The sequence below is a fragment of the Anoxybacillus sp. PDR2 genome (assembly GCF_009834045.1).
GTDB classification, from domain to species: Bacteria; Bacillota; Bacilli; order Bacillales; family Anoxybacillaceae; genus Anoxybacteroides; species Anoxybacteroides rupiense.
On record NZ_CP047158.1, the window covers coordinates 1,878,133 to 1,904,940 of the forward strand.

Genomic DNA, 26,808 nt, shown 5'->3' on the forward strand with positions numbered 1-26,808 from the left:
TATATCATTTTATTTGTAAATTGCAACATTTTTTCATTTAAAAAAAGCAGCTTTTTGACTGTATCAACTTCAATAAAAACAGCCGAGAAGATTCTTCTCGGCTGTTTTTCAGTGTTATTCTCCTGTTTCAGAAAATGTTTTGATGCGAGCGCCAATTTCATCACGAACACGCTGAAATACAGACCATTTTTCTTCCTCGGTTCCTTCCGCCTTCGCAGGATCATCAAATCCCCAATGTACGCGCTTCACATGTGGCGGTGTTACCGGACAGTGATCGGCTGCATGGCCGCATAATGTTACGACTAAATCTGCTTGATTTAAAATTTCAGGATCAATGACGTCGGATGTTTGGCTAGAAATATCAATTCCTACTTCTTTCATGGCTTTTACTGCGCTCGGATTAAGTCCGTGAGCTTCGATACCTGCACTATAAACGTCCCATTCATCACCAAGGTATTTTTTGGCCCATCCTTCGGCCATTTGGCTACGGCAAGAGTTTCCTGTACATAAGAAGTAAATGGTCTTTTTATCTTGCAATTTTTACCCCACCTTTTGTTGTTAGTATGATACAGATTCTGTTTTGAAGTATTTTCGTTGAAACCGTAGTGCCACGTTGACCAGCGCGATCATAATCGGCACTTCCACAAGCGGTCCAATAACAGCTGCAAAGGCTGCGCCCGAATGGATTCCAAATACACCAACAGCGACGGCAATGGCTAATTCAAAGTTATTGCTTCCGGCTGTAAAGGCAAGGGTTGTCGTTATAGGGTAGCTCGCGCCAATTTTCCTTCCCAAGAAGAAGGAAACAAAGAACATCAACACAAAGTAAATGAGCAATGGAATGGCCACTCTCACGACATCCAATGGCAAGCTGACAATAACCTCTCCTTTTAATGAGAACATGACGATAATCGTATATAACAGTGAAATGAATGTAATCGGACTGATGTTTGGAATGAATACGTTTTCGTACCATTGCTTTCCTCTTGCTTGTACCAAGATAAAGCGCGTGATCATTCCGCCGAGAAACGGGATTCCTAAGTAAATGAACACGGACTTCGCGACTTCCATCATCGTGATATGAATGCCAACACCTTCTAATCCTAGCCATTCTGGAATGATTGTTACAAACACATACGCGTAAATCGAGAAAAAGAGCATTTGAAATACAGAATTAAATGCTACGAGTCCAGCTGCATACTCTCGATCCCCCTTTGCTAAATCATTCCAGACGATCACCATCGCAATACAACGAGCCAGGCCAATCAGGATCAGTCCGACCATATATTCAGGCTTATCCGGCAAAAATACAATGGCCAATACAAACATTAAAATTGGTCCAATGATCCAATTTTGGATAAGGGACAAAACCAATATTTTTAGATCTTTAAATACGCGTCCCATCTCTTCATAACGAACTTTAGTTAACGGAGGATACATCATTAAAATTAAACCAACAGCAATTGGAATGTATGTCGTTCCCGTCTGTAAACGGTTCATCTTCTCTACAAAGTCTGGAAAGAAGAAACCCATCCCCATTCCCGCTGCCATCGCGAGAAAAATCCAAAGCGTTAAGTATCGATCCAAGAACGATAGCCGCTTTCTTTTCGTATTATTCATCTTTCCTCTCCTCATTTCATGTAGATTAACAGCCGCAACGAAGCGTATGATTGGTTTCTTCGATCCTACGGATATTCTCGGTTTGATCGGGAATATGTTGTAAAATAGCCTCCATCAAATCATATTCCTTGTTTTGTGGATGAAGAGAATAGTAAATCCACTGTCCCCTTCTCTCCTCTTTGATTAATCCGGCATCCTTCAACTTACGAAGATGTTGACTCACAGATGGCTGGCTCATATTAAACACTTCAAGAAGCTCACAAACACAACATTCCCGCTGTTTTAAAATAGCGACAATGGTTAAGCGGGTTTTATCGCCTAACAATTTTAAAATATGCGCTGCTTTTTCGATTTCCCAAGCGGTCTCACTCATCAACTCTCCTCCCTTTTTAAGTCTTGCTGTAGAAATAGAAGACGTAAAATCATTCTCCAATCACTGAATATAATCATATAAGCATATACTTATATAAAGCAAGTGAGGATAAGAAATCTTAACATACTTTTAACATACTTTTAACATAAAAAAGCAGAAAGACAGAAGTCTTCTTGCTTCTGTCGCTATATGAATCTCCCTCACCTACACTTTGCTTAGAGGTGAGAGACTTCTCAATGGATGATGTTAAAAAATCCCCTAATATATTTTGTAAGCAGAAGTGAATCTGTAAGACTTGTTTTCTTATGGATGGGGATGAATTCCTAAACCAAACCAAATGATGCCCATGCAAGAAACGATGAGAATAAGGTGAAGAACGCCGGCTAAATAAGAATAGAATCGATCATTTTTGACCCATCCAAACAAACATATAAGCATTCCAAACAATGAAATCCAAATATAACGAATACGAAAAACAGGGATATCCACTATCGCTTGCACATTTAACAAAATCAGCAAAAATATAGCGACTAATGTATTGAGCAGATGGATGGATAGCATTTTCATTTTTAATCATCTCCCTTTATTACGGCCAATAGATCTGTCCTAAGCGAATCACATGAACTTCCTTCATCTTTTCCAAAGATAATACATCTTTAGCGGTTCCTGTTATAGCGATTCCATAAACCTTCAATTCTTTATTCTTTTTCACCCATTTCAGTCGCTCGGCCATCTTTAAGTTTTTATATTCCGTTAATTGTGTTGCCCATTTTTCGTTTTTGGTTAATAGCTTGAGCCCTTTGACTACTTCTTCGTAATCAGTAAACGAGCGATTGAATACAGAATCTACATGCACTTTTTTGTACGGAAAGCCAATGACAGGTGTTTGCATAAAATCTAAATCATCCTTCATTTGTTTCTCAACTCCTGTATCTAATGCAAGCCATGTAATGTTATATCCTTTAAATTTTTCGTTTATTTCTTTTAAGGAGTAGGACTGATCCAAGGAAATATAGATTTCAAGCGGCCAATCACCCGGAAAAGACTGAATTTTTGTTCTTTCGTCAGGTAAATAGTATTTTGCTTTCGGGTGGATAAAGTTGATTCCCATGTGATGACTCGAGTATCCAATCGGTCGATAATTAGATTCTTTAGCAAACACATCATCTAGGAATAGTTTGTAAGTATCCTTTCCTATATAACTTCTTTGATCATCAAACATTTTATATTTGTCGGTTGTTATGCTCATGGTAAAAGGCTTAATTTCGTCGTCAACGGTATCGTAATCCACGTACACATTTGGGACCATCATTTCACTCGCAGTCCTAATAGTTCGTATAAATTCGTTCCCTTTGTTGTGGTCTCGCCCCCAACCGTAATAAATAACAGTAACCATCGTCAATAGCGGAACAATAACGAGTATAAATGATAAAACGAGCAGCGTATTTCTAAAAAAGAATTTTTGTTGGGCCTTTTTCATCATTTTGGCGAGATCCGCTTCCTCCATCCCTTCCTCATAAAGGTTCTCATGAAGAAATTCGTTGTATGCATCAAAGTTTTCTAGAAGCTCCTCTACTTTTCGTTCTTCTTCCTTGCTTAATGCCCCATTTTGATATTTCTGTAACAATTCTTTTAGCTCGTCTTTTTTCATCCCTTCACCTCATTACGCAATCGTTTTTCTAACTCCCGTCTGCCCCGAAACAAAAGGCTTTTTAAATAAGGGATTTTTACATTTAACATATCCGCCGCTTCTTTGTAGCTAAATCCTTTAATATCGACTAACGTAATGGCTTTTTGCTGCAGTTCTTTCATTGTAGCTAAATGTTTATAAATTAATTCCTCTTGATATTTCTGCAAGACCGCATTCTCCGTTTCCAGTGATGGATCTAGCTTCAACGACGTATAAAAATCATCAACCTGTACAGCTTTTATCTTTTTTGTTTTTCTGTAGTGGTCGATGTAGGTGTTATAGGCTATCCGGTACAACCATGATTTTATTTGTACTACCTCGTTCATTGTGCTTAAATGTAAATAAACCTTGTAAAATGTTTCCTGCAGGAGATCCTCCGCTAAATGATAATCATTGGTTAATCTGTATAGATACCGAAAAAGGGATTTCGAATATAAGCGCATAAGTAGATCAAATTCACACTTATTAGCAATGGTTTCCACCCTCCTTCCGCTATAAAAGACGCATAAAACACAAAAATGTTTCTGTTTTTCCAAAATTTTTTATGAAATGGAGAACGATCATCGAATGTGATCTTGAAACCGAATATGAATATGTATTTTTAACATTCTTCAGTCGAGAAGTCTCCCATTTCTAAATCTTGCGAAGCTTGATGAAAGTGGGAGATGAATCGACTTCGGACAAGGACAGGCTTTTGCCTGTTCAATTGTCTGACCCTGTGGTAAAATAAACCTATGTCGTTCTTTCATAACTGGATATAGGAGGTTGCATGGAGAAAATAAAATGCGAAAACCAAGCGGATCCTTCCATGCGTAAAATATCCAAGGTACAAAAGAACTCCGAATTGTCGGACATCTAGGGTTGGAACGACCCGAAGTCACGCTCAAGGAGACGAAAGGCGGCTTTCGTCGTGGAACTGAGAAGCTCCCACTTCAAGCTTTAGCTAAGTGGTGAGTAGTTCACATTATTTGTAGATGTTTATTGAAAAACTCGATCAAGTTTATCTTTATTGGTGAAGCAATCAAATGGAAGAGGGATTAACGGAGAACACACAGTCAAGAACAGAATGCACATATCTATCTGTCCGAATGGCAAAGACGACAACCAGACAAAGATAACGTGAATGTAAATCTAACCAAATGAAATGTGCGCAATCCCCTTTCATCGAACAAAGAAAAACAGAAAAGGATCACGTGTCAAGCATAAAGAAGCCATTAAGCTAAATCGTTTTCCTCCAAAAGCTATGGGTGATCGACGAATGTCGATCACCCATTTGGTCAACTGTCTACTTTGGTTTCATGTGTCTTTGAATCTCTGTAAAATTCTACAACCAAACATGCCCATCGCGGGCTTGTTTTTCAAGTTCGTGTCACTTCCTCCCCACACGCACGCTCTTGTTTTCGATTATGATTTCCGTAAAATCTTCTCCATCGCCTTCCCTCTTGCTAGCTCATCAATCAGCTTATCTAAATAGCGAATTTCTCGCATGATGGGTTCTTCGATATTTTCCACCCGGACACCGCAGACCACACCTTTGATGAGAGTTCGCGAAGGGTTCAAGTGCGGAGCTTCTGTAAAGAAAGTTTCAAAGTCTGTCTTTTTTTCTAAGTGTGTATTTAACTCTTCCTGGCTGTATCCAGTCAACCAACAAATGATTGTATCAACCTCCTTTTTCGTGCGCCCTTTTTTCTCTGCCTTTGTCACATAGTGAGGGTAGACACTGGCGACACTTGTTGTATAAATCCGATGCTTGTCCATAATATCTCCCCTTTCTATCTTTTATTATATGAGAACCATCCTCTTTTTAACGTGGAGAAAGACCGTTAAGCAACAATCGGACCATTTCAGAGGCAACTTCTTCCACCATTTGGCGCTTATTCATTACTTCTTGGCGATTGCGAACGGTCAACATGGCGACAAAAAGATGGGAAAGCAAGAAAGGATCATACGGCACAATCTCCTCCTTTTCCATTGCTTTTTGAAAGGCGTGCTCAAGCACTTCATGCAACTTCCGTTCAGCATTGCGAATTTCTGCAGTTTGTTCCTCTGATAACTCCGACGAGGCTTCACGCATCATCGTTTCAAAATCCACATACGTATTTTGCATATAGCGTATAGCGACCTCCCGCAGACGTTCCTGCAATGTCCCGGGACCGTTCATAATGGCAACGGTTTGATCGTGTGCAACCTTTAACACAAACAACAGACATTTGGTAAATAACATGGATTTGTTACTGAAATAGTAATAAACACTTGCTTTGGTTAAACCGCATGTTTTAGCTACGGTTTCAAGGGACACCTTTTCAAACCCGTATTCCATAAATAAAGCGGAAGCAGTCCGCAATATTTGTATCATCGTTTGTGAAGACTCGGTTGCTTTTGGACGGCCTGGTTTACGTTTTTCTCTGGATTGATTCACAGTTGCTCCCTCCCGCTCTAAAATAAAGCTTGATTAATTAACCTTCTGGTATATATAATTATATCATCTCCACATAAAAGATACGTAAATAGCGTCAAAACGCGTAAAGAAAGGAAGGACAGTAATATGTTTCACTCGATCGGAGCGCTGGTTAGCGGACCGAAAACACGGTGGGCAACGCTGATTGTCTGGGTAGCCATGTCCATCATTCTCTCGGTTTCCTTACCAGCCGCAGGTGATCAAAAACAAAACAACGCCGGCAATCTTCATAAAGACAGTTCCTCTTTACAGGCGGCTCGTGTCATGGAAAAGTATTTCCCTGGGGAGTCAGGGCTCCCTGCTTTAGTGGTTTGGCATCGGCCTGACGGTTTGAACGAACAGGATTTTCATCTGATGGCAGAAATTTCTCAACAGCTCAAAGAAAAACCGCTGAAAGGCCAAAAAAGCTTGCTTTCCTTGCATCAGTTTCCTCCTCCTGCCTTGAAACAAATGGTTTCTGAGGATGGCAGCACACTTGTTCAGCCGATCATATTTGATGAGAGTATGGAGCCGGAGCAGCTTAAAAAGAGTTTACATGCTCTTCAGGACAGAATCAAGAAAGCTTCTGGTACCGATCCTTTTACCACAACAATGGACGCGCCGGACAAATTGAGTCTTCGCATTAGCGGTCCCGCAGGCATTGCGGTGGATGCTACCGATTTGTTTCTGAATGCTGATTTCGTTTTATTGATCGCCACCATCTTGTTAGTGTTAGTCGTTTTGCTCTTGATCTACCGTTCTCCTCTCTTAGCGATCATCCCGTTAATTGGTGTTGGCTTCGCTTATGCTGTAACCAGTCCCCTATTGGGCTGGATGGCCAAGAAAGGATGGATTGTAGTCGACTCTCAAAGCCTTGCGATCATGACCGTCCTTCTTTTCGGCGCTGGTACAGACTATTGTCTATTTTTCATTACCCGCTTCCGACAAGAGCTGATGCGTGACAGCAATCGTTTTCATGCACTGCGCCGCACCTTCCGAGAAGCTTCAGGTGCCATAGCCATGAGCGGTTTCACCGTGATGCTAGCTTTGCTAGCATTGCTTGTAGCTAAATATGGTGCATACGAACGTTTCGCAGTGCCGTTTAGCTTATCTATTCTGATCATGATGCTTGCCAGTCTGACGTTGGTGCCGGCGTTGCTGGCCATCATCGGACGCGTCGCCTTCTTCCCATTTGTTCCTCGGACACCAGAAGAAGAGCAGCAGCGTGCCGTTGAGAAGGGCAAGGATTATAAACCTAAAAAAGCTAGACGTACCTTGAGTGCAACTGTCGGTCAACTAGTCGTTACCAAACCGCGAAGAGTTGTCATTGCCTGCACCATAACGCTTGGGATTTTGGCCGCATTCGCCAGTCAAATAACCTTTACGTATGATTTGCTGTCATCGTTCCCGAAAAATATGCCTTCCCGCGAGGGGTTTGAACGCATAGCCGAGAGCTATTCCCCTGGGGAGCTTGCTCCGGTTTCCGTGATCGTCAAAAATGGTCCCGATCTAAGCAAAACTCTGGCGGAACATCCTGCGGTGAATGAGGTTGCTGAGCGTCAAATCAGCACCATTGATCCCGCCTACTCTTTATACCGTCTAGTTCTTAACGCAAACCCTTATTCACAAGAAGCGATGAAGGTTATTCCGGAGCTGCGCAACATTGCCGCAGAGGCTCTGGAAACTAGCGGAGCCGTACAGAATGACACTTCTATTTGGCTTGCTGGACAAACAGCGGAGCAATATGATGTGAAATCATGGACCGATCGGGACAGCCACGTGATCATTCCCCTTGTGATCGGTCTGATCGCGGTCTTGCTTTTTGCATACTTGCGCTCGCTCATAACGACGATTAATCTAATATTGACTGTTTTGCTTTCTTATGTTGCGGCCTTGGGAATGGGGTGGATTATCCTTCATTACGGATTTGGCGTAGCAGCGATTCAAGGAGCCATTCCTCTGTATGCTTTCGTCTTCTTGATTGCTCTTGGCGAAGATTATAATATTTTTATGATTTCGAGTATCTGGAAAAAAGCCAAGACCATGCCGTTAAAAGAAGCCATTAAAGAAGGGGTGACACAAACGAGCGGTGTCATTACATCAGCAGGTCTGATCCTAGCGGCCACCTTCGCTGTATTGATCACCATGCCTATACAAGTCCTTGTTCAATTTGGTTTAATCACGGCTCTTGGCGTACTTTTAGATACTTTTGTCGTTCGAGCATTGCTGGTGCCTTCCTTGACGGCGCTTATGGGAAAAATGGCATTTTGGCCGAGTCGTTCAAAACAGCAGGAATCTTCGTTGAAAACACGAGCCAAGTAAAATCGGCCATCCAAAGCATATCAAATTCTCTTGGTGTGATGACGGGGTTTTGTCTACCGACACCCCTGCATCACACTAAGGGAGCTTTTTTGATCAAGCCTCTGCACAGGAATGTTTCTATTATACCACTTGTCCCTCTCCTCAACCTATTCCTTATTGAAAAACCGATGCAAAACAAAAGGACGCTTCAACAGAGGAAAGGGAAATTTTATTGTGAGTCCCTGTTTGGATCTTCATCGAACGAGAGGGTTGGTCTGTTGGGAAAGTGCGAATCAAAAAGAGAACGCCGGAGCTAGCGACGTTCTCTAAGCAATTGACATTGTTCATTTCATCATTTGATTTTGTTTTCACTTAGGAATCGCGTGTCAACGTTCCATGCAAAAAAACATCAATCGCTTTGTGATATAATTTCAATGCCTCTTGAAACTGGATACGCCGTGAGATTTCCCCCAATCCCATTATCATCGCTCCAAAAATAACCGCCAACATCTGCGCTTGATCCTGTTGTAGCTCTCCGTCGTCCATCGCTGTCTGTATCATCTCTTGAAAAAAAGCAATCTGATCGGAATAGAACTTCGTTACCCTTTCCTGCACTTCACTGTTGTTCCATTCACTATTGAGAAATTCATCCATCGCGTTTGTCAAGGGATGATTTACATCATTTGTAACAATATGCTCTGCCAATCCGAGAAGCTTTTCGGCAAATGTCGGCCACTGCGACTCTTTTTGCTTCCACTTCTCCCGCCAATCACGATCCCATTCATCCAACAAATATTGAAACAGCTGTTCCTTATTGCCGAAGTGATAATAAATATTGCCCTTGCTCTTTCCTGTTGCCGCGACGATATCTTCGATAGATGTCCCCTTATATCCTTTTTGGGCAAACAATTGCATGGCTGCTTCGGCAATGCATTTTTTCGTCTGTTCGCTCTGCAGCTTCTTTTTATTCATTGTATGCCCTCCTGCCACCTTCATCATGATAGTTTTTTGTTTTGGTGTTGCTTTGGTGAACCGACCGGTGCTCTTTCCTCTCCTTGCGAATCCAGTACAAATTCAACAGAAAACCAGCCAGCATAATCAGACTGCCGATTAGAAATGGCGAATTCATTTGAATATCGAACAAAGCTCCGGCCAGCAAAGGACCGGCAATATTTCCAAGACTCGTATACGATGCGTTCATTCCAGCCACAAATCCTTGATCATCGCCTGCGATTCTAGAGAAATACGTGCTGATGGCTGGCCGTACAAAATCAACTGCCAAAAAGACAAGAGTGACTGAAGTGACCATCATCCAATAACGGAACGAAAAGAGGGTCACCACCATGAACACGACGATCAACAATAGACAATAGGCCGACAGCTTCTTCTCGCCGATCCAATTGATTAATCGTCCAAAGAGCGTCAACTGCGCGACGGCTCCAATGATGGAGCCGATCATGATCAACCAGGCAATTTCTCTCGGGGTATATCCATACCTGTGATCGACAAAGAGCCCAAGCACGGTTTCATATTGAGAGATTCCAAGCGAGATGATCAAAATGATCACCAATCCAGTAAAGTATGGCGTGCGGTAAGACCGAGCGAGTTGTGCCATCTGATTGGTTCGTTTCTTTTGAGACGCCATCATGTCAAGGCGTTTACTCTTGTCGAGCGATTCAGGAAGAATGGTCGAAACAACGCCAGCAACAGCGGCGGCGCTGGCTGCTGCGAAGAAAGGTACTCGCAAACCGTATTCCGCCAAAAATCCGCCGATCGCCGGCCCGATGATAAAACCAGTCGAAATAGCCGCATTGACCCAGCCCATTCCTGTGCCCCGCTCTTCTTCTGAGGTAATGTCAACCACATACGCCATGACAGCTGGCATGATGAAGGCGACTGACACACCGCCCAACATTCTCGATAGAAACAGGAGAAGAGCGTTATTGGCCAGACCAAAAATGAATTCGGAAACGGCAAAAATCAACATACCAATCACAATCACCCATTTTCTCCCATATAAGTCTGACCAACTTCCTGCATAAGGCGCCACCAAAAATTGGGTTAAAGAAAAAACGGCCACCAGAAAGCCGACAACCGTTCCAGAAATCCCAAGCACGTTCATGTATGTCGGCATAATCGGGATAACCAGGCCAACACCGACAAAAGCCAAAAAAATGTTCAACATAAGGATGAGTATGGCTCCTCTGTTCCTTGTTGCCAATTCCATCATCTTGTGTTCCTCCAAGTCAATTTTGTCACTGTGATCGGTATACATTATTATTATACTGAACGTTCATTCTATATTCTATCAAAAACGTTTTCAAACCATCAAGTTTACAAAAGCATGGCCATCATGAATATGAGGAAAAATGTTAAAGATGGCCGAGATTCCACAATAAAGAAAAAATAGTCCTACGTCATATCCGGTATGGAAACAGTATAAAGAACCAAGTTCAATCGTTTTTCTCCAAAAACTATGGGGCTGTCTGATAAGTCCCTAAAATGAAACAAGTGGAGAAAAACGAGCCGTTTTTCTCCACTTGCTTTTGTATTTTTTCGATTTTTCTTCGAAAGTAGCTGGCGGATGCCTGCTACTTTCAGTATGTTGTGGGCTAACGCCACAATCCCAAACTCGACATGTACCTTGTCGAGGCCCCGCAAAGAAAATCTGCGGAACGACCGATTGCCCTTGATGTGACCGAACACACTTTCTACTTCGACTTTGCGCCGAGCGTAGATGGCGGCTTTCTCTTCACATTCAAGGGCTGTTTTTGCCTTCGCTTTCATTTCTTCGAAGACGGTATTCCAGTGAACTTGACGATTGCCCTTCGCCTTCGTGCATTTCGCTTTTAATGGGCAATCTGTACAATCTTCACATTCGTATATTTTGAAGCTTTGTTCATAACCAGATGGATTCTTTTGGTTTTGATATTTTTTAAACGTTACTTTTCTTCCATTCGGGCAAATAAAACCATCATCTTGCTCACAATAGGTCCAGTTTTTCGCGTTTTTGATATCCTTTTTGTCTTTGCGTGTCTGTTCTCGTACATAGGATCCATAAGGAATGAGAAAATCCAATCGAGGCTCTTTCTCATCACCAATCGCATATACATAGTTTTCTTCACTGCCATATCCTGCATCCGCGATGATGGTTTTGGGCATCGGTAAAGAAGTAGCCGCCAGTTTCTCCAAATGTGGGATCAAACAACGCGTGTCTGTAGGTCGTTGGTGAATCGTATAAAACAAGATAAACTGATTCTCTGTCCCTATTTGCACGTTATACCCTGGCTTGAGCTGACCGTTTTTCATATGATCTTCTTTCATGCGCATGAAGGTTGCGTCTTTGTCTGTTTTGGAATAACTGTTACGGTCGCCAAAGATTTCGTTCTGTTCCTTGTATGTAGCTAGTCGTGGTAAGAAATTTTCCCGAATCAGCTTTAAAGGTTTTTTCCATTTCCTGCATTCTTGGCGCTTTTCCTTACGAATCTTTGTCTCTGGTTCCTTTTCTATTTCCTCTGTTAGCGTTTCAACTTTTTCTTCTATCTCCTTAGCGACTGTCTCTAAATGATGTTCGGTGATCTCTTCACGTTGTTCGGTTTCCTTTTCTCCCGTTCCAGCTTCTAATGGTGTCAATTCATGAATGTACTCAAGTGTTTCTTGAATTTTTTCTTTTAATGTTGCTTCCCATTTCTCTGTTGATTTTTTCCACACGAAAGAATACTTATTGGCGTTGGCTTCCATCTTGGTGCCATCCAAAAAGTAGTTTTCCATTGTGATGTACTTTTCTTCAATCAATTTTAGAATCATGGCTTCAAATAACTCATCCATCAAGGCTTTCATCCGTTCTCCGCGGAACTCATTGATCGTGCGGAAATCGGGTTGTTGCATCGCAGCTAACCATATGGCAGGAAGATTTTCTTTTATGAGTTTTTCGATTCCACGGCAGGAATAAACCTTTTGGGAATAACTATACAGAATGATTTTCAGCATCATTTTGGGATGATAGGAACTTCTGCCACCACCTTTATAATGAGAAAACAATAGCTCATCTGGTACAGATTCCACCATTTCGTCCACTACTCGTGCGACGTGATGTTCTGGTATAAGGGCTTCAATATCAAAAATCACTTGAGTTTGACGATTGTCATAGGGTTTAAAAGTAGGGGCTAATGGTCTTTTAGAGGGCTTTTTTTCCTCTGTCTCTGGAAAAAGTGTCATTTGCGTGTTATAATTTTCAGTAGTAATCATTTGATTGCTCATAAAAATCGTCCTTTCTGGAATGTTGTGCTGGTACCTTCATTTTACAGGATAGGACGATTTTTTTGTGTACTTTTTTAAAAAATGAAAAAAATGAGAGGGGCTTCAAAAAGTCAGTTACCCTGACTTTTTGGACAGCCCCCATTTTGTTATAGGATTGGGTTTAAATCGATCAAACAGGCACCGACGCTCTTACGTTTTTTAAATGAATATCAAAGCGGTCAGCATTCATCACTTTGACCCAAGCTTTAATAAAATCACGGACAAATTTTTCTTGATTATCATCTTGGGCGTAAAATTCGGAGTAGGAACGGAGCACCGAGTTAGAGCCGAAAATGAGGTCCACCCGGGTAGCCGTCCACAGCACTTCATCTGTTTGCCGGTCGCGAATTTCATAAATACCGCCTTCCACCGGTACCCATTTATTGTTCATATCTACCAAGTTAACAAAGAAATCATTGGTCAGCACGCCAACGCGGTGCGTGAATACGCCATGAGGCAGATCACGATAATTAGCCCCCAACACCCGCAGACCACCGATTAACACCGTCATTTCAGGAGCGGTCAGATCCAGCAGCTGCGCCTTGTCTAGCAGCAACTCTTCAGGACCGACGCTGTATTCCTTCTTTTGATAGTTGCGGAAACCGTCTGCAACTGGTTCTAATACCGCAAAACTTTCCGCATCTGTCTGTTCTTGTGTCGCATCACCCCGTCCTGGAATAAAAGGCACCGTGACATCAAAGCCGGCATCGCGGGCTGCCTTTTCCACTGCCGCGCTGCCACCAAGAACGATCAAATCGGCAAGGCTTACCTTTTTAGGTAGCTCGCTTTGAATATCTTCATAAACAGCTAGCACTTTTGCTAATGGTTCCGGTTCGTTTACTTCCCAATCTTTTTGGGGAGCAAGGCGAATACGGGCACCGTTGGCTCCACCGCGCTTATCAGAGTTGCGGAACGTGCTGGCAGAAGCCCAAGCCGTTTTCACCAACTCGCTGACGGTTAGTCCCGAGTTCAAAATTTTCGCTTTGATTTCTTCAATTTCGGAATCGGTTAATTCATAGTCAACTTCAGGAATCGGATCTTGCCAAACGAAATCTTCTTTTGGCACTTCCGGACCGAGATATCTCGTTTTTGGTCCCATGTCTCTATGAAGCAGTTTAAACCAGGCGCGGGCAAAAGCATCCGCAAATTCATCTGGATTTTGATGGAACCGGCGGGCAATCTTTTCATATTCCGGATCAAAACGAAGCGCCAGATCTGTTGTAAACATGATCGTTGGAACTTTTTTCGAAGGATCTTCAGCATCTGGGGCTAAGTCTTTTTCATCCTGATTCACAGCTTGCCATTGCCATGCTCCGGCCGGGCTCTTTGTCAGCCACCATTCATATCCAAACAACAAATCAAAATAAGACATATCCCACTTGGTAGGAGTTGGGGTCCAAGAGCCTTCAAGCCCGCTCGTAATCGTATCACGGCCTTTTCCTTTTCCATAGGAGCTGACCCATCCTAATCCTTGTGCTTCAATCGGCGCCGCTTCAGGTTCAGGACCTACGTGCGAGGCATCACCGGCACCGTGCGCCTTGCCAAACGTATGCCCTCCAGCAATAAGCGCAACTGTTTCCTCATCGTTCATCCCCATGCGTTTGAATGTCTCCCGGATGTCACGGGCCGCCGCAATTGGATCTGGTTTCCCATCAGGACCTTCCGGATTGACATAAATGAGCCCCATCTGAACAGCCGCAAGCGGATTTTCTAGATCGCGCTCTCCTGTGTAACGTTTCTCATCAAGCCATTCCTTTTCAGCTCCCCAGTAAATGTCTTCTTCCGGATGCCAAACGTCGACACGGCCGGCGCCGAAACCGATCGTTTTCCCTCCCATGGATTCAATAGCCACATTGCCGGCTAATACGATCAGGTCAGCCCAGGAAATTTTGTTGCCATATTTCTTTTTGATCGGCCACAACAGCCGGCGCGCTTTATCTAAGTTGACATTATCCGGCCAACTGTTCAGAGGAGCAAAACGTTGCGAACCCGTAGCAGCGCCGCCTCGTCCATCACCGATGCGGTATGTTCCTGCAGAATGCCAAGCCATGCGAATAAACAGCGGGCCATAATGTCCATAATCAGCTGGCCACCAATCTTGGCTTGAGGTCATCAGCTTGCGCAAATCTTCTTTTAGAGCCTGATAATCCAATTTTTGAAATTCTTGAGCATAATGAAACTCTTCATCATGAGGATTGGTTTTTCGGTCATGTTGGTGGAGAATGCTTAAATTCAGCTGGTTAGGCCACCAGTCTTTATTTGTTGTTCTCTTAGAGGTATGACTTGTTACACTGCCATGAGAAAACGGGCATTGGGATGCGTTGTGATGATTTTTGTTTTCCATCACTCTTCTCCTTTCAATCGTAAATTCAATCATTATCTGTTTTCGTTGTTATCCTTTAACAACTTAATTGATAATGATTACTACATTAAAATTATATTAAATTAATACTTAGTAGTAAAGAAAAAAGATTCAGTATTTTTAGCGACTATGATTTCTATGAGTGATGCTGGCTTTCCCCTTAACGAATCTAACGTCACTGGGGAAATCGTATCGATGCGAACAACATAATGGACAAAGTATGATGCCCCGCAATTCTTTTTCTCTAGCTATTTATTTTAATGTGATTTATGATCTTTCCTCCATAGCCGCAACCGCAGTATGATAGGCCATGATCATTAAGATATTTTTGTAAAGGCGGGCCAAGTTTTTTGAGGTGCGTTTTATTCATCAAACGCTCCATTGTATAAATCATTTTATTGGTTAGGGAAGTCATTGGTGGATGATGCGGAATCGAAAACGATAGACCACTTCGAACAGATACAAGCAGCAATGAAGGAGAATAGAAAGACGCTCTTCTTCCATTCATTATAATAAAATAAAAGTAAAAGCTTCTCTTTCCTCTTTTTGATTACGCAGGAGTGCTGAATCATGTTTGTTTTTTTGCATATTTTCTCATGTTGTCATTTAAAAGTTATTTCGAATGTCTCGCCATCAAGCTCTAACTCCACATGATGGTTCCCGGTTAGAAATTCATCGCATATTATGGATAATTTATTATTAGACCAACCATGAAGCTGGATATTATCCATTTTTATTGGACTATGTACTGGAATCTTATCTTCTAAATTCGATTTTATAATTTCAATATCATAATAATCAGCTAGTACAAAATCTCCTAAAGGAGTTACAGTTAGACTTCGATATTGGGGATGAGACTCATATTCGACTAATTCTTCACTAAAACAATCAAGCTTAAATAAATAATCCGAAGTGAGAACAAGAACGATGTTATACTTATTTGATATTGCAACATCTCGCGGAAACCCTCGAAAGTTCCCACACCATTCTGTTAAATCATCATTTGTGAACTTTATCCAACTCCAATTTTGAGAGTTCCATGGACTCGAAATATCATATATCTTCTCCTTGTATTGCCCTGAATAAGGTTGATTGATTAACTCTGCTTTGGTTATCATTTCGTTTGTCCCCTTTGAACGTCTCCCAATGGTTTATACTTTTCAACGCTCAATACCAACTATTAATGAATGTGTTATCTTGAGGCTTAAATATTAGAATCACATTATAAATTATCAATTCGGGATACTCTACATAAAATCCTCCTCAATTAGGAGGATTTCAGACTGTTGAAAAACGATTTTGTCAACGACAAAATCGTTTTTTTATGATATATATGAAGGAAATACCGATGAGGAGAGCTCCCCTATGTATTTCTACCGATCGAATTTAGAAATTCAAGAAAACCGTCGAGCGTATGAGTCCATGGTCGATTCGAATCATGTGTTGGTTCAAATCGATCGTTTCATGGATTGGAATCATGTGTATCGCTTACTCCAACCGTTTTACTCGATGAACACAGGCCGTCCTTCCATCGACCCTTTAATCTTGGTAAAAATCCTCATGATCCAATACCTAGAAGGGTTTCGTTCCGTTCGATTTACCTGTAAACAAATCCAACAACACATGACCTATCGTTGGTTTTTAGGTCTTTCCCTTCACGATTCCGTTCCTTGTCACTCGAGTGTGTCCAAATTCCTCCGTCATCGAGTCGATCCCCAAGTATGGGAATCGATGTTTGAGCGTGTCCTTCGACAAATTCATGAAGAAGGATTTTTATCGCCCGACACGTGGGCAGCCGATGAAACCGAGTTAAAAGCCCACGCTAATAAACGCAAACGGATCCAAGTCGTTCAGACCGTGGTGGATCAAGAAGAGGAGGAGGTGTTGAAACTCGTGAATGAAAAACGACGACAGCACGGAAAAAAACCCCTTCCTCCTCAAGCCGCAAAAGAAAGGACGAAAACCATCATCTGCAGTACAACGGATCCGGACGCGGGCCTATCGGTCAAACATGACCCACGAGGTCTCTTTGCCTTTCATGATCATCGAATCGTGGATACCCTTCACAACTTGATTTTGGACGCGTATGTGACCGCTGCGACAGTACCAGGACATCGCGTATTAATGGATCGAATCGAGCGAGTCCAACAGCGAGTCGGTATGGTTCCAAAAGAAATCGTCTTGGATGCCGGCTATTATAACGCACGACTTGGGCGAGTACTCGAAAACAAAGGGATGGAAGCGTATATATCGTATCGACGTGTTCATCGAAAAGAACACCCCGATTGTCGTTCGGCACAGTTTCGGTGGGTCGCGGACGATGTGTATGCGTGTCCGTGTGGGGTGAAATTGACCTATTCGACCTCCACCCGTACCGGTTATCATGAATATCGACCCGCTATGAAAGGAAGCTGTGCGGGATGTCCTGCCGCCAAAGGCCCCAAGGATCGCGTCTTCCGAGTATCCGTTCATCAAGACATCTATGATCGAATGAGGAATCGTCGGTTATCGGCAAGGGGCAAGGTGTTGCGATCAGTTCGTCCCGCCACGATCGAGCGAAGTTTCGCAGAAAGCAAAGAACTCCACGGTCTTCGCTTTGCGCGGTACCGAGGAGTTCGATACGTACAGATTCAGGTTTGGATCACCGCCATGATCCAAAACCTAAAAAAATGGGCCAAATTATGATCGCTTCAACTCTATGGCCTATCTTTAACGTACCAAATGTAAAGCCAAAAGAAAAGAAAAAGTTCACATGTTCCGTGAACTTTTTCTTGACGCCTGACTTTTTCAACACTTTGAAATCCTCCTCAATTAGGAGGATTTCTTAGGTTTTTCTTTTTAGATGTGATCCATCGTTTAATTTTTAGGATAAGTTAGAATGGAATCGGCCATTATTCATCTGCTGTAACCCTACATAAACATCATCCAAACACCTGTGCCGCGATTCCATATAACGTCCCGTTTCGTGGGGGTAATTGCTTTGAATTTATAATCATGACTGGAGACTGGCTTACTTTATAAAAATCATGCTGTTCCAGAAATAACATAAATTCTTCATGTCCTGATGGAACATCAATTCTTACTCTTCCTTGATGATTGCGAGCTAATTTATCTACCAATAAACACGCTATTTCAAAATTAGGAGCTACAATTGGACCTAAGATAAGATTGACAGGTCCTAGAATCGAAAGTCCATAGCCGATCACGGTTCCGTCCCTATCTTTTACAGTTAAACATTCTTTTGCTTGTTCAATCCTATTAATAAGGAATTTTTTTCTTTTCGCTCCAACCGCTCTTTCATCTAATGTTACTATTTGCGCTAAATCTTTTGGACTAAAAGTGTGTATTTCCATCTCCATTTTATCGTTTGATTGAATAGGGATATAACGATCACAAAGATATTTTTGGACACAATCCACTGCACTAAACCCCATTTTTTCATATAAAGGTTTTCCTTGTTCCGTCGCGATTAGCATAATAGTAGTATCCTTTGAAACCGTATCTATACACATTTGTGTAACAATTTTCCCAAGCCCCATTCCCCTGTATGCTTCATGAACGATTACCATGCCAATAGAAGCTAAAGAAGCGTCATAAGGGATAATAGCAGCGCTTGATACAACTTTCCCTTCTCTTTTATATCCGTAGATTTTTCCTGATTTTATTATTGTTCGAATTTCATGTTCATCATAATCCCATCCTACTGACGTGGAGAGCGCTATTAATGCCGGGATATCTTCATAACTTAATGTTACACAATCAATGGATTGATCTTTATGTGTTCTCATATAAATCCCCCCCTTTGTTGTTTACGAATTAAGAAAGACATTACGCCGGCACTTTAAGCATTTCTCCTTAATATAAACGACTTTGAAACTTGAAAATCTCATCAACCGCTTGACGATATCCGCTTACTTTTTGAAAGGATTCCTTAATCTTTTCCACTGCTTGGTGAAAAGCTGGTTCGTTTAACACGTGGTCTACGGCTTCACGCAGTTGATTTGCAGTCAAACTTTGCATTTCTAATTGAATACCGGCTCCGATATTGACAACTTGTTCTGCAATGATCGGCTGATCCGCGCTTTGTGGAATTACAATAAGCGGAACCCCATAATAAAGACCTTCATTAGTACTGTTCATTCCGCCGTGCGTAATAAATAATTGGCTGTATTTCAGCACCTCCATTTGTGGGACATAATTTTTTACAATGAAGTTTTTAGGAATCTCACCTAAATCCGAAATTTTCGTTTTTTTCCCAACAGACATGACAACAGTATAATCCGTATTCCCCAGTGCTTTAAAGCAAAGCTTATAGAAATCAATTGCTTGATTGAAGACCGTACCTAATGAAATGTAAATGAGACTTTTCCCCTTAATTTCAGTAAGATCGAAGTTTTCGTGTGATAATCGCGAAGAGATAGATGGACCTACAAATTTGTAAGTTTGGTCGAATGCTTCTCCAGAAGGTTGAAACTCTCTAGTTGTATAAACGATGGTAAGCGGTGCAGGATTACAAAAAACTTCATAAGGAGAATGGATCTCCACATGATATTTTTTCTCCACCATTTCTGCAAGGTGTTGAAATTCATCGTATACAGCGTTCAGTAGTTTTGCAGGAATTTCTTTCGAAAGATGTTCCAGCATTTTATCAAAGGAAGCTTTTGTCTGCGCAAAAGAAGTACAAGAATTGATAGCGGGAATTTCAAGAATTTGGGCGAGTAACCGTCCACAACCAAACATGGAATCATGGATGATGTAATCAAAATGCTCTCCGTTGATCTGTTCAAGAACGCTAGGTATGACGATATCTGCCGTACGTAAAAGACCGTTGACTCTTTCAAGCAAATAATTTCTTCCTCCTGAAAGAAAGGCTTTAAGAAATTTTTGATCATCAAACGTTCGTACAGTAGCCCCCGTCTTTTCCACTCGCTCTCGAAAAGCTTCGATCGTAAAGTATACAACCTCTTCTCCGCGTGAAATAAGCTCTTGCACAACTCCGATCGTTGGATTGACATGCCCTTCCGATCCAGCATTAATAAATAAAACACGCGCCATTTCTGTCACTCCTCAGCTGAATGGTTCTCTAAATTATGTTAAAATAAGAGTTGTTTTTCATACAATATATGGAATTTGACTTTTGGATGTAACTTAAAATGATAGTTCGGAACCTCTGTATGTGTACATTGATACTTTGACAAACAAGTGTCGCTATGTATCCAGGTCTATCGTACTCACTATTTTATGTAAAACTTTTATCCATAAACGAGCCCGCTTACAAATATATAATAGTACATATGTTCTTATTCTTCAATCATTTTGGCTAATGCCGACTGCCATCCATCCCCTTCTAATCATCGAGAGAAGGTTCTTCCGCTTTTAGAGGCGGAAGGCTTTTGTCAGGAAATACGTAATCATGATATCAATAAACTTTATAACACGAAAGATGGCTACACTTAATCTCTTATTTTCTGTATTAAAAAAACATATTTTTTCATACAAGTTCATCACCTTTCCGTTGCATTTATAAATCTTTCCTTCATGCTTTCTGCATTTTTCTGTAAAACAAATGAGAGATCTAAAAAGCCTATCGATTATGATTGCCTTACTTTTCAAATTATTTTATCATATTAAGCATCTTAACTGATGTGTAAACATGGCTTTATTTACAATCTGGAATAATGGAAAGGAGAAAAAGATGGAACCATTTGTGCAGCAGCCAACAGGTGTATTTCCGTCCGTTTGTTCTCTGGATTGTCCCGATCAATGCGGGTTGCTCGTACATAAGCAAGATGGAAAAATCGTGAAAATCCAAGGAGATCCGGATCATCCTGTGACAAAAGGCAATATATGCAATAAAGTGCGGAATATGACCGAACGAATTTACGATCCCAAGCGCTTGAAATATCCATTGAAACGTACAGGGGCTAAAGGTGAAGGAAAATTTACGCGGATCAGCTGGGACGAAGCGATGGAGACCATTACGGCAAAATGGAAAGAGCTGATTGAAACAGAAGGACCTGAAAGCATTCTTCCGTATAGCTTTTATGGCAATATGGGGAGACTTAGCGCCGAAGGAATGGATCGGCGGTTTTTCCATCGGTTGGGCGCCTCCCTGTTGGATCGAACCATTTGTTCGTCAGCTGGATCAGAAGGACTTCAATATACAATGGGAGGCGGCTTTGGAACAGATCCGGAAGATACGATTCATGCAAAACTCATCATCTTCTGGGGAATCAATGCGGTCAGCACGAACATGCATCAAGTGGTATTGGCCCAAAAAGCCCGAAAAAACGGAGCAAAGATCATTGTTATTGATGTTCATAAAAATCAAACCGGCCAGTTCGCCGATTGGTTCATTCCGATCTTGCCGGGTACCGATGCGGCTCTCGCTTTAGGCGTGATGCACATTTTGTTTATGGAAAATATGGTAGACGATGACTTTCTGGCGAAATATACAGTCGGACATGAAGAATTGCGTGAACATGTCGTCCAATACGACCCTGTCACGGTTTCCAAAATGACAGGTGTTCCTGTTGCAGATATTTATCAGCTTGCTAGATGGTATGGGCAAACAACACCTTCTTTTATTCGAATTGGCAATGGCCTTCAGCATCACGACAATGGAGGCATGTGTATCCGGACCATCGCTTGCCTTCCTGCCTTGACCGGACAATGGCTTGTCAAAGGCGGCGGAGCGATCAAATCCAATAGCGGCTATTTGGCGCTTAATCAAAAGAGCTTGCAGCGCCCGGATTTGCTGCAAAAGAAGGATACGCGAATCATTAACATGAATCTGCTCGGCCGGGCATTATTGGAACAAGATCCGCCGATCAAATCTTTATTCGTGTATGGTACAAACCCGGCAGTGGTCGCCCCGGATAGCAATAAGGTAAGGAGAGGATTGGCAAGAGAAGATCTTTTTGTCGTCGTGCATGACTTATTTTTAACAGAAACAGCCAAATATGCAGATATGGTGCTTCCTGCCACCTCTTCATTCGAAAATACGGATCTTTATACCTCATACTGGCACCATTATATTCAAATCCAGCAGCCTGTAATTGAACGGTATGGAGAGGCCAAATCCAATGTCGAAGTATTCCAATTGCTTGCGAAAAACATGGGCTTTGAGGATTCATGTTTATACGAAACCGAAGAGGAAATGATTAGGCAAGCCTTGGATAACCCAAATCATCCTTTTTTGCAAGGAATCGATTATGAAGCATTGGTGGAAAAGCAGTATATAAAAGCAAATGTCAAACCGTTGCTGCCGGGAAAGCTGCCGACTCCAAGCGGAAAAATTGAGCTTTATTCGAGAAAAATGGAACAACATGGCTATCCACCGTTGCCAACCTATACACCGATTGCTGATGATGGAGACTTTCCTTTTTTATTTGTGCCTGGTCCCAATCATAATTTCTTAAACACCACTTTTTCGAATCATGAAAAACACATTTCTTTCGAAAAAGAACCGCGTTTATATATGAATATCCAAGATGCTTTAGCGAAAGGAATTCAGGATGGAGACCAAGTCCGGGTGTGGAATGAGCGCGGGGAATGTATATTGAAAGCTTCTGTTGGAGAACATGTGCTTCCTGGTGTCGTTGTCACGCAAGGACTTTGGGCAGATTCTTCAGAAGCGAAGCGTTTAGTAAACTCCCTTACTCCAGATCGGATCGCCGATATGGGCGGTGGAGCCACTTTTTTTTCAGGACGTGTCGATGTGGAGAAATGTTAGGATGAAAAGGAGATTATTGGCGTGAATAGGTGCACCATGGCTCCCCTCTTTTCACACCAAACATAAAGGGTGAAATCGAGGATGCATCTTTTTGCTTGTTTTTGATGTGATGTAAGGCAAGTCATTGACTTGCCTTTGTTCGTTGAAACAATAGGATGCTGCCTTTGCATGGGTGATCCGTTCCAATTTCTACTTATCCTTAACTGGTAAAATCACTTATGCGATATAATAAATAGCCGTTAATGGATCGATTCATCTTGAACACATGTGCGTTATCGTGTTCTTAACCGCTGGTAGGACATCGCTTATTTCAAAATCTTAAATCCATATTTTTCAAAGATTCGGCGAGCCTCTTTTGTCTGTATGTATTGGTAGAAAGTTGTCGCTTCTGTTTTATGCTTCGTATTCTTTATGATCCCGACCGGATAAATAATCGGATCATGCGTATTACCAGCTGCTGTGTCAACCATTTTTACTTTATCAGAGATTTGGGCATCCGTTTTGAATACAATCCCCGCATCCACCGTATTTGTTTCTACATACAATAATACTTGACGCACATCCTTCGTATACACGATTTTCCCTTCTAATTTTGTCCAAAGATTTAACTTGGACAATGTTTGCTTTCCGTATTGGCCTGCTGGAGTTGTTTCAGGATTCCCGATGGCCAATTGCTTGATGTTGCCGTCTCCTAAAGACGGAAAATCTTTTATAGTACCTGCTTTGTCTTTCGGAACGATTAAAACGAGTTCATTTCCTAACAAATTTTTACTCTCTTCCTTGTTAATCAATCCTTTGTCTACGAGAGGGCGAAATTTATCTTCAGCAGCTGAGAAAAATAAATCAACTGGCGCTCCTTGTTCGATTTGCTGCTGTAGTGCGCCAGAACTTCCAAAGTTAAAGGATAATTTGATATTTTTGTGTTCTTTCTCATACTGTTTCTGGATTTCCGTCAGCGCGTCTTGTAAACTGGATGCTGCTGAGATGGTTAGCTTTACAGTCTGCTTCGCTTCCTGTTTTTCCTCTTGATTCGTACAACCAAAAAGAAAGAGGAAAGAAGCACACAAAAACATACTCATGATCACGCGAATCGAATGCTTCATGATTCTGCCCCTTCCTTTCTTCATTTGTCATCAATAAAACTAATTATAATTATTTAAAATCATTTTGTACATTATATAATTAAATCATATAAGATATAACTAAATATAAAAATATGAAATCATACGGAAAACAAAAGCCAGAGTTTTCGAGAAAGAACTCTGGCCATCATTTATTCCAGCTTTAAATTGGCTGGATATCACTCGATTCATGTTTCATAAACCACCTGTCCTGTTTGTGATAAATCGTAGCCGCCTAATGCTTCCAAATCATTTCGAAAGCTGTCAGAGCTTAAAATTTGCAGCACTTGACTTATTAATTCTCGATTCTCCTCATTCTTTAAAATCACCAAATCATACTTTTCGTTGACAAGCGGAATGAAATCAACCTCTTTCACTAGATTAGCGCCCCTTTCAATTCCTACGCCGACATCCGCTCTCCCTTTGGCGACAGCACTTGCGACACTGACATGATTGGTTACCTCGTCATCGTAACCATTGATTCCAGATACAGGGATGCGATATTTTTTCAAACTTTCATCCAGTAAAACTCGAGCGCCAGCTCCTTTTTCACGGTTCACCATTTTTATATCTTTTTTTCTTAAATCTTCCCAATGCTTTATATTCAATGGATTGCCTTTTTTGACATAAAAGCCTGCCCTCCTAGCCAGCAGTCGAATGACGATATACTGAAAATTCACGAGTATCTTATTGATATAGGGAACATTATATTCACCAGAAACGCCTTCTATTAAATGTGTACTTACAATGTCTGAATAGCCCTGATACATGGAAATAAGACTTTCCAAGCTCCCGGTATAAGAACGCAGCGGACGAAACTTTTTCGAGGATTTTTCTAAGTAGTTAGCCAAAATATCTAAACTGATATCTTGACCACTTATGACTAATCGCCTTACTTGCAAATACTCTTGTGTGTCGCTTGTTGTTTCTTTATGATGGAATGGCTGTAGCTTTCCTTTTGACCGTTTGATATACTCTTCTAAATCAGAAGGATCGATTCTCATTTGCCGTCCGACACGATAAGCAGGCAATCGCCCTTTTTTCACCAAATCGTATACAGTTAATTTGGAAACTTTTAATATGTTAGCAACTTCCTCGGTTGTATAAGAATGATTTTTTTCCATAACCACTTAACTCCTCCATTGAAAAGTTTGATTATAAGTAATTAAATTTAATTTTATATAATATATTGATAACCTCCATACCATCATTTATAGTTGATGATATAGATCATCTGTCATGTATCTCTTTTTCGATGAAGCGACCGTTTGATTTCGACCTGTCTTGGCGGCCGAACAATGAACGCTGGCGGTCTTGTCCAAGGAAAGAGCAGAAACAAACTTGTGTTTTATTATATCATTCCTTCTACGCCGAAGCTGATAATCATGAAATATTTAAAAGGTGAATGGAAACCATGAATTACTCTCCGCTTATACTCTCGTTGAAAACAGCTACCATTGCAACGCTGATCGTCTTTATTACCGGGGTTGTGTTGGCGCGATTGATCAGCCGTAGTTCCTTTAAAGGAAAAAGTATGATAGAAGCGGTCATTTTATTGCCGCTTGTGCTTCCCCCTACCGTTGTGGGGTTTGGTTTATTATATGTATTCGGTAAAAACGGGTTTATAGGTCGATTACTGCTTGATTGGTTTGATTTTCAGATTGTTTTCACGTGGTATGGTGTAGTGATTGCAGCTGTAGTTGTATCCTTCCCTTTAATGTATCAAAGTGCCGCTGCAGCGTTCCAGCAGTATGACCAAAATATTGAAAATGCGGCTTATACGATGGGAGCCTCTAAATGGAGGGTATTTTGGACGATCTCCTTTCCGCTTGCATGGCCGGGTTTGTTATCTGGCTTCGTTTTATCCTTTGCCCGAGCGTTAGGAGAATTCGGCGCTACCCTCATGATCGCAGGCTATATTCCGAACGTTACCGACACCATTCCTCTCGCCATCTATTTTGCCGTGGAGTCAGGAAATATGGAGGCAGCAAAATTTTGGGTGATAATGATCGTTTGCCTTGGCTTTAGTGCTATTTTATGGCTTAATTGGTGGAGCAAAAAGAACATGATGAAACATATACACAAATAAAATCAGCACGTGAATCCGAAACCTTATTGGTATTGCGCAAAGGAGTTTTTCTTATGCTTGTCGTCGATATTCAAAAACAACTCTCCCATTTTGAATTAAATGTCAACTTTTCGGTAGCGAATGAGATTGTTGTCCTTTTTGGCCCTTCTGGATCTGGGAAAACGACCATCTTAAATTGTATTGCTGGAATCAGTAAGCCCACTTCCGGAATCATCCAGCTCCATGACACGATTTTATTTCAACATAAGAAGGTGTTTGTTCCGATCCAAAAAAGAAATATTGGCTATGTATTTCAGGATTACGCGCTTTTTCCGCATATGACGGTTTGGAAAAATATTGCTTATGGTATGAAAAACGAAAGCTTTGCAAAAGAATTAATGAAAGAGCTGCGAATTGATCATCTTAGAGACAGCTATCCATCTGAGATTTCAGGTGGTGAAAAACAACGGGTCGCTATTGCTCGAGCCATCGCCACCGAGCCGGATGCTTTGCTTTTAGACGAACCTTTTTCTGCTTTAGATGAACAAACAAGGTTAAAAGGCCATGAGGAATTATTACGTATCCATAAACATTGGAGGATTCCCATTATACTCGTAACACACCATAATGAGGAAGCAAAAAAATTAGGGGATCGAATCTTATATTTACATGAAGGAAAAATTCATAACGATAAAATGAAAGCGGACCTTTCCCTGACTTATTCATCCTCAACAAACTGAACATGCTTTCTCATATTCTAAAAGATCCATCTCTTAAATCATGAGAAAGCCTCCCCTCTTAT

At 41.5% G+C, this 26,808-nt stretch carries 22 protein-coding genes; 5 read left to right on the plus strand and 17 right to left on the minus strand.

The features are described from left to right. Window positions 1-114: 114 nt before the first annotated feature. The 8 genes from arsC to GRQ40_RS09045 all read right to left on the minus strand — a co-directional run bounded on the left by arsC (window position 115) and on the right by GRQ40_RS09045 (window position 6,102). A complete protein-coding gene (arsC, locus tag GRQ40_RS09010) occupies window positions 115-537 on the minus strand; it encodes an arsenate reductase (thioredoxin) (RefSeq protein ID WP_159719794.1) in 423 nt (140 codons plus the stop codon). A gap of 21 nt (window positions 538-558) precedes the next feature. Continuing rightward, window positions 559-1,620 (minus strand): ACR3 family arsenite efflux transporter, encoded by a 1,062-nt coding sequence (gene arsB / locus GRQ40_RS09015; protein WP_159719795.1) that lies wholly within the window; start codon window positions 1,618-1,620, stop codon window positions 559-561. 25 nt (window positions 1,621-1,645) lie between these two features. After that, on the minus strand, window positions 1,646-1,993 hold the full coding sequence (locus GRQ40_RS09020; RefSeq protein WP_159719796.1) for an ArsR/SmtB family transcription factor: 348 nt from the start codon (window positions 1,991-1,993) through the stop codon (window positions 1,646-1,648). A gap of 303 nt (window positions 1,994-2,296) precedes the next feature. After that, window positions 2,297-2,560, minus strand: a complete 264-nt coding sequence (locus GRQ40_RS09025; protein WP_044741800.1) for a hypothetical protein — start codon at window positions 2,558-2,560, stop codon at window positions 2,297-2,299. A 19-nt stretch (window positions 2,561-2,579) separates the two neighbouring features. Next, window positions 2,580-3,644, minus strand: coding sequence for an anti-sigma factor (locus GRQ40_RS09030; RefSeq protein WP_159719797.1), 1,065 nt, complete (start codon window positions 3,642-3,644; stop codon window positions 2,580-2,582). Further along, entirely contained in the window at window positions 3,641-4,165 is a 525-nt protein-coding gene (locus GRQ40_RS09035) for a sigma-70 family RNA polymerase sigma factor (protein WP_236546430.1), read from the minus strand. The genes GRQ40_RS09030 and GRQ40_RS09035 overlap by 4 nt, the downstream gene beginning before the upstream one ends. Window positions 4,166-5,087: 922 nt before the next feature. Then, the gene (locus GRQ40_RS09040; RefSeq protein ID WP_066149946.1) at window positions 5,088-5,441 is read right to left on the minus strand and encodes a DUF2200 domain-containing protein; all 354 of its coding nucleotides are present in this window, start codon (window positions 5,439-5,441) and stop codon (window positions 5,088-5,090) included. A 46-nt stretch (window positions 5,442-5,487) separates the two neighbouring features. Next, the gene (locus tag GRQ40_RS09045; RefSeq protein WP_159719798.1) at window positions 5,488-6,102 is read right to left on the minus strand and encodes a TetR/AcrR family transcriptional regulator; all 615 of its coding nucleotides are present in this window, start codon (window positions 6,100-6,102) and stop codon (window positions 5,488-5,490) included. Window positions 6,103-6,228: 126 nt separating this feature from the next. Between GRQ40_RS09045 and GRQ40_RS09050 the strand changes: the two genes are divergently transcribed. Next, window positions 6,229-8,442, plus strand: coding sequence for an MMPL family transporter (locus GRQ40_RS09050; RefSeq protein WP_159719799.1), 2,214 nt, complete (start codon window positions 6,229-6,231; stop codon window positions 8,440-8,442). Window positions 8,443-8,793: 351 nt separating this feature from the next. On the opposite strand, the gene GRQ40_RS09055 is transcribed toward GRQ40_RS09050, so the two are convergent. The 5 genes from GRQ40_RS09055 to GRQ40_RS09075 all read right to left on the minus strand — a co-directional run bounded on the left by GRQ40_RS09055 (window position 8,794) and on the right by GRQ40_RS09075 (window position 16,200). Further along, on the minus strand, window positions 8,794-9,393 hold the full coding sequence (locus GRQ40_RS09055; protein WP_080861387.1) for a TetR/AcrR family transcriptional regulator: 600 nt from the start codon (window positions 9,391-9,393) through the stop codon (window positions 8,794-8,796). Continuing rightward, window positions 9,386-10,651 carry an MFS transporter gene (locus GRQ40_RS09060; protein WP_236546431.1) on the minus strand — a complete coding sequence of 422 codons (1,266 nt, stop codon included), beginning with the start codon at window positions 10,649-10,651 and terminating at the stop codon, window positions 9,386-9,388. Before GRQ40_RS09060 ends, GRQ40_RS09055 begins: the two co-directional genes overlap by 8 nt. A gap of 182 nt (window positions 10,652-10,833) precedes the next feature. Next, window positions 10,834-12,681 carry an IS1182 family transposase gene (locus tag GRQ40_RS09065; protein ID WP_236546432.1) on the minus strand — a complete coding sequence of 616 codons (1,848 nt, stop codon included), beginning with the start codon at window positions 12,679-12,681 and terminating at the stop codon, window positions 10,834-10,836. Window positions 12,682-12,850: 169 nt separating this feature from the next. After that, window positions 12,851-15,064, minus strand: coding sequence for a catalase/peroxidase HPI (gene katG, locus GRQ40_RS09070; RefSeq protein ID WP_159719801.1), 2,214 nt, complete (start codon window positions 15,062-15,064; stop codon window positions 12,851-12,853). A gap of 620 nt (window positions 15,065-15,684) precedes the next feature. Next, window positions 15,685-16,200 carry a hypothetical protein gene (locus GRQ40_RS09075; RefSeq protein ID WP_159719802.1) on the minus strand — a complete coding sequence of 172 codons (516 nt, stop codon included), beginning with the start codon at window positions 16,198-16,200 and terminating at the stop codon, window positions 15,685-15,687. A gap of 247 nt (window positions 16,201-16,447) precedes the next feature. On the opposite strand from GRQ40_RS09075, the gene GRQ40_RS09080 reads away from it, so the two are divergent. Beyond that, window positions 16,448-17,767, plus strand: a complete 1,320-nt coding sequence (locus GRQ40_RS09080; RefSeq protein WP_236546433.1) for an IS1182 family transposase — start codon at window positions 16,448-16,450, stop codon at window positions 17,765-17,767. A gap of 236 nt (window positions 17,768-18,003) precedes the next feature. Here GRQ40_RS09080 and GRQ40_RS09085 read toward each other — a convergent pair whose 3' ends face one another. Further along, complete coding sequence (locus GRQ40_RS09085) at window positions 18,004-18,870, minus strand: GNAT family N-acetyltransferase (protein ID WP_159719803.1); 867 nt, start codon at window positions 18,868-18,870, stop codon at window positions 18,004-18,006. Window positions 18,871-18,937: 67 nt separating this feature from the next. Next, window positions 18,938-20,137, minus strand: a complete 1,200-nt coding sequence (locus GRQ40_RS09090) for a macrolide family glycosyltransferase (RefSeq protein ID WP_159719804.1) — start codon at window positions 20,135-20,137, stop codon at window positions 18,938-18,940. 640 nt (window positions 20,138-20,777) lie between these two features. Here GRQ40_RS09090 and GRQ40_RS09095 point away from each other — a divergent pair. Next, window positions 20,778-22,817 (plus strand): molybdopterin oxidoreductase family protein, encoded by a 2,040-nt coding sequence (locus GRQ40_RS09095; protein WP_159719805.1) that lies wholly within the window; start codon window positions 20,778-20,780, stop codon window positions 22,815-22,817. Between the two features lie 305 nt (window positions 22,818-23,122). Here the strand turns inward: GRQ40_RS09095 and modA are convergent, their stop codons facing one another. Together modA and GRQ40_RS09105 are read right to left on the minus strand one after the other, a co-directional pair. Next, window positions 23,123-23,923 carry a molybdate ABC transporter substrate-binding protein gene (gene modA, locus GRQ40_RS09100; protein ID WP_369818763.1) on the minus strand — a complete coding sequence of 267 codons (801 nt, stop codon included), beginning with the start codon at window positions 23,921-23,923 and terminating at the stop codon, window positions 23,123-23,125. Between the two features lie 203 nt (window positions 23,924-24,126). Beyond that, the gene (locus tag GRQ40_RS09105; protein WP_044741788.1) at window positions 24,127-25,062 is read right to left on the minus strand and encodes a helix-turn-helix transcriptional regulator; all 936 of its coding nucleotides are present in this window, start codon (window positions 25,060-25,062) and stop codon (window positions 24,127-24,129) included. A gap of 290 nt (window positions 25,063-25,352) precedes the next feature. On the opposite strand from GRQ40_RS09105, the gene modB reads away from it, so the two are divergent. Both modB and GRQ40_RS09115 read left to right on the plus strand, forming a co-directional pair. Next, window positions 25,353-26,027 carry a molybdate ABC transporter permease subunit gene (modB, locus tag GRQ40_RS09110; RefSeq protein ID WP_044741787.1) on the plus strand — a complete coding sequence of 225 codons (675 nt, stop codon included), beginning with the start codon at window positions 25,353-25,355 and terminating at the stop codon, window positions 26,025-26,027. 53 nt (window positions 26,028-26,080) lie between these two features. After that, window positions 26,081-26,746: an ATP-binding cassette domain-containing protein gene (locus tag GRQ40_RS09115; protein ID WP_066149916.1), complete on the plus strand. Its 666-nt coding sequence runs from the start codon at window positions 26,081-26,083 to the stop codon at window positions 26,744-26,746. Window positions 26,747-26,808 lie beyond the last annotated feature (62 nt).

Excerpts from the sequence above, each read along its gene's own strand:
- arsB (WP_159719795.1), bottom strand. The coding sequence starts at position 1,620 with ATGAATAATACGAAAAGAAAGCGGCTATCGTTCTTGGATCGATACTTA.
- GRQ40_RS09020 (WP_159719796.1), bottom strand. The coding sequence starts at position 1,993 with ATGAGTGAGACCGCTTGGGAAATCGAAAAAGCAGCGCATATTTTAAAA.
- GRQ40_RS09025 (WP_044741800.1), bottom strand. The coding sequence starts at position 2,560 with ATGAAAATGCTATCCATCCATCTGCTCAATACATTAGTCGCTATATTT.
- GRQ40_RS09030 (WP_159719797.1), bottom strand. The coding sequence starts at position 3,644 with ATGAAAAAAGACGAGCTAAAAGAATTGTTACAGAAATATCAAAATGGG.
- GRQ40_RS09040 (WP_066149946.1), bottom strand. The coding sequence starts at position 5,441 with ATGGACAAGCATCGGATTTATACAACAAGTGTCGCCAGTGTCTACCCT.
- GRQ40_RS09050 (WP_159719799.1), top strand. The coding sequence starts at position 6,229 with ATGTTTCACTCGATCGGAGCGCTGGTTAGCGGACCGAAAACACGGTGG.
- GRQ40_RS09055 (WP_080861387.1), bottom strand. The coding sequence starts at position 9,393 with ATGAATAAAAAGAAGCTGCAGAGCGAACAGACGAAAAAATGCATTGCC.
- GRQ40_RS09060 (WP_236546431.1), bottom strand. The coding sequence starts at position 10,651 with ATGATGGAATTGGCAACAAGGAACAGAGGAGCCATACTCATCCTTATG.
- GRQ40_RS09065 (WP_236546432.1), bottom strand. The coding sequence starts at position 12,681 with ATGAGCAATCAAATGATTACTACTGAAAATTATAACACGCAAATGACA.
- katG (WP_159719801.1), bottom strand. The coding sequence starts at position 15,064 with ATGGAAAACAAAAATCATCACAACGCATCCCAATGCCCGTTTTCTCAT.
- GRQ40_RS09075 (WP_159719802.1), bottom strand. The coding sequence starts at position 16,200 with ATGATAACCAAAGCAGAGTTAATCAATCAACCTTATTCAGGGCAATAC.
- GRQ40_RS09080 (WP_236546433.1), top strand. The coding sequence starts at position 16,448 with ATGTATTTCTACCGATCGAATTTAGAAATTCAAGAAAACCGTCGAGCG.
- GRQ40_RS09085 (WP_159719803.1), bottom strand. The coding sequence starts at position 18,870 with ATGAGAACACATAAAGATCAATCCATTGATTGTGTAACATTAAGTTAT.
- GRQ40_RS09090 (WP_159719804.1), bottom strand. The coding sequence starts at position 20,137 with ATGGCGCGTGTTTTATTTATTAATGCTGGATCGGAAGGGCATGTCAAT.
- GRQ40_RS09095 (WP_159719805.1), top strand. The coding sequence starts at position 20,778 with ATGGAACCATTTGTGCAGCAGCCAACAGGTGTATTTCCGTCCGTTTGT.
- GRQ40_RS09105 (WP_044741788.1), bottom strand. The coding sequence starts at position 25,062 with ATGGAAAAAAATCATTCTTATACAACCGAGGAAGTTGCTAACATATTA.
- modB (WP_044741787.1), top strand. The coding sequence starts at position 25,353 with ATGAATTACTCTCCGCTTATACTCTCGTTGAAAACAGCTACCATTGCA.
- GRQ40_RS09115 (WP_066149916.1), top strand. The coding sequence starts at position 26,081 with ATGCTTGTCGTCGATATTCAAAAACAACTCTCCCATTTTGAATTAAAT.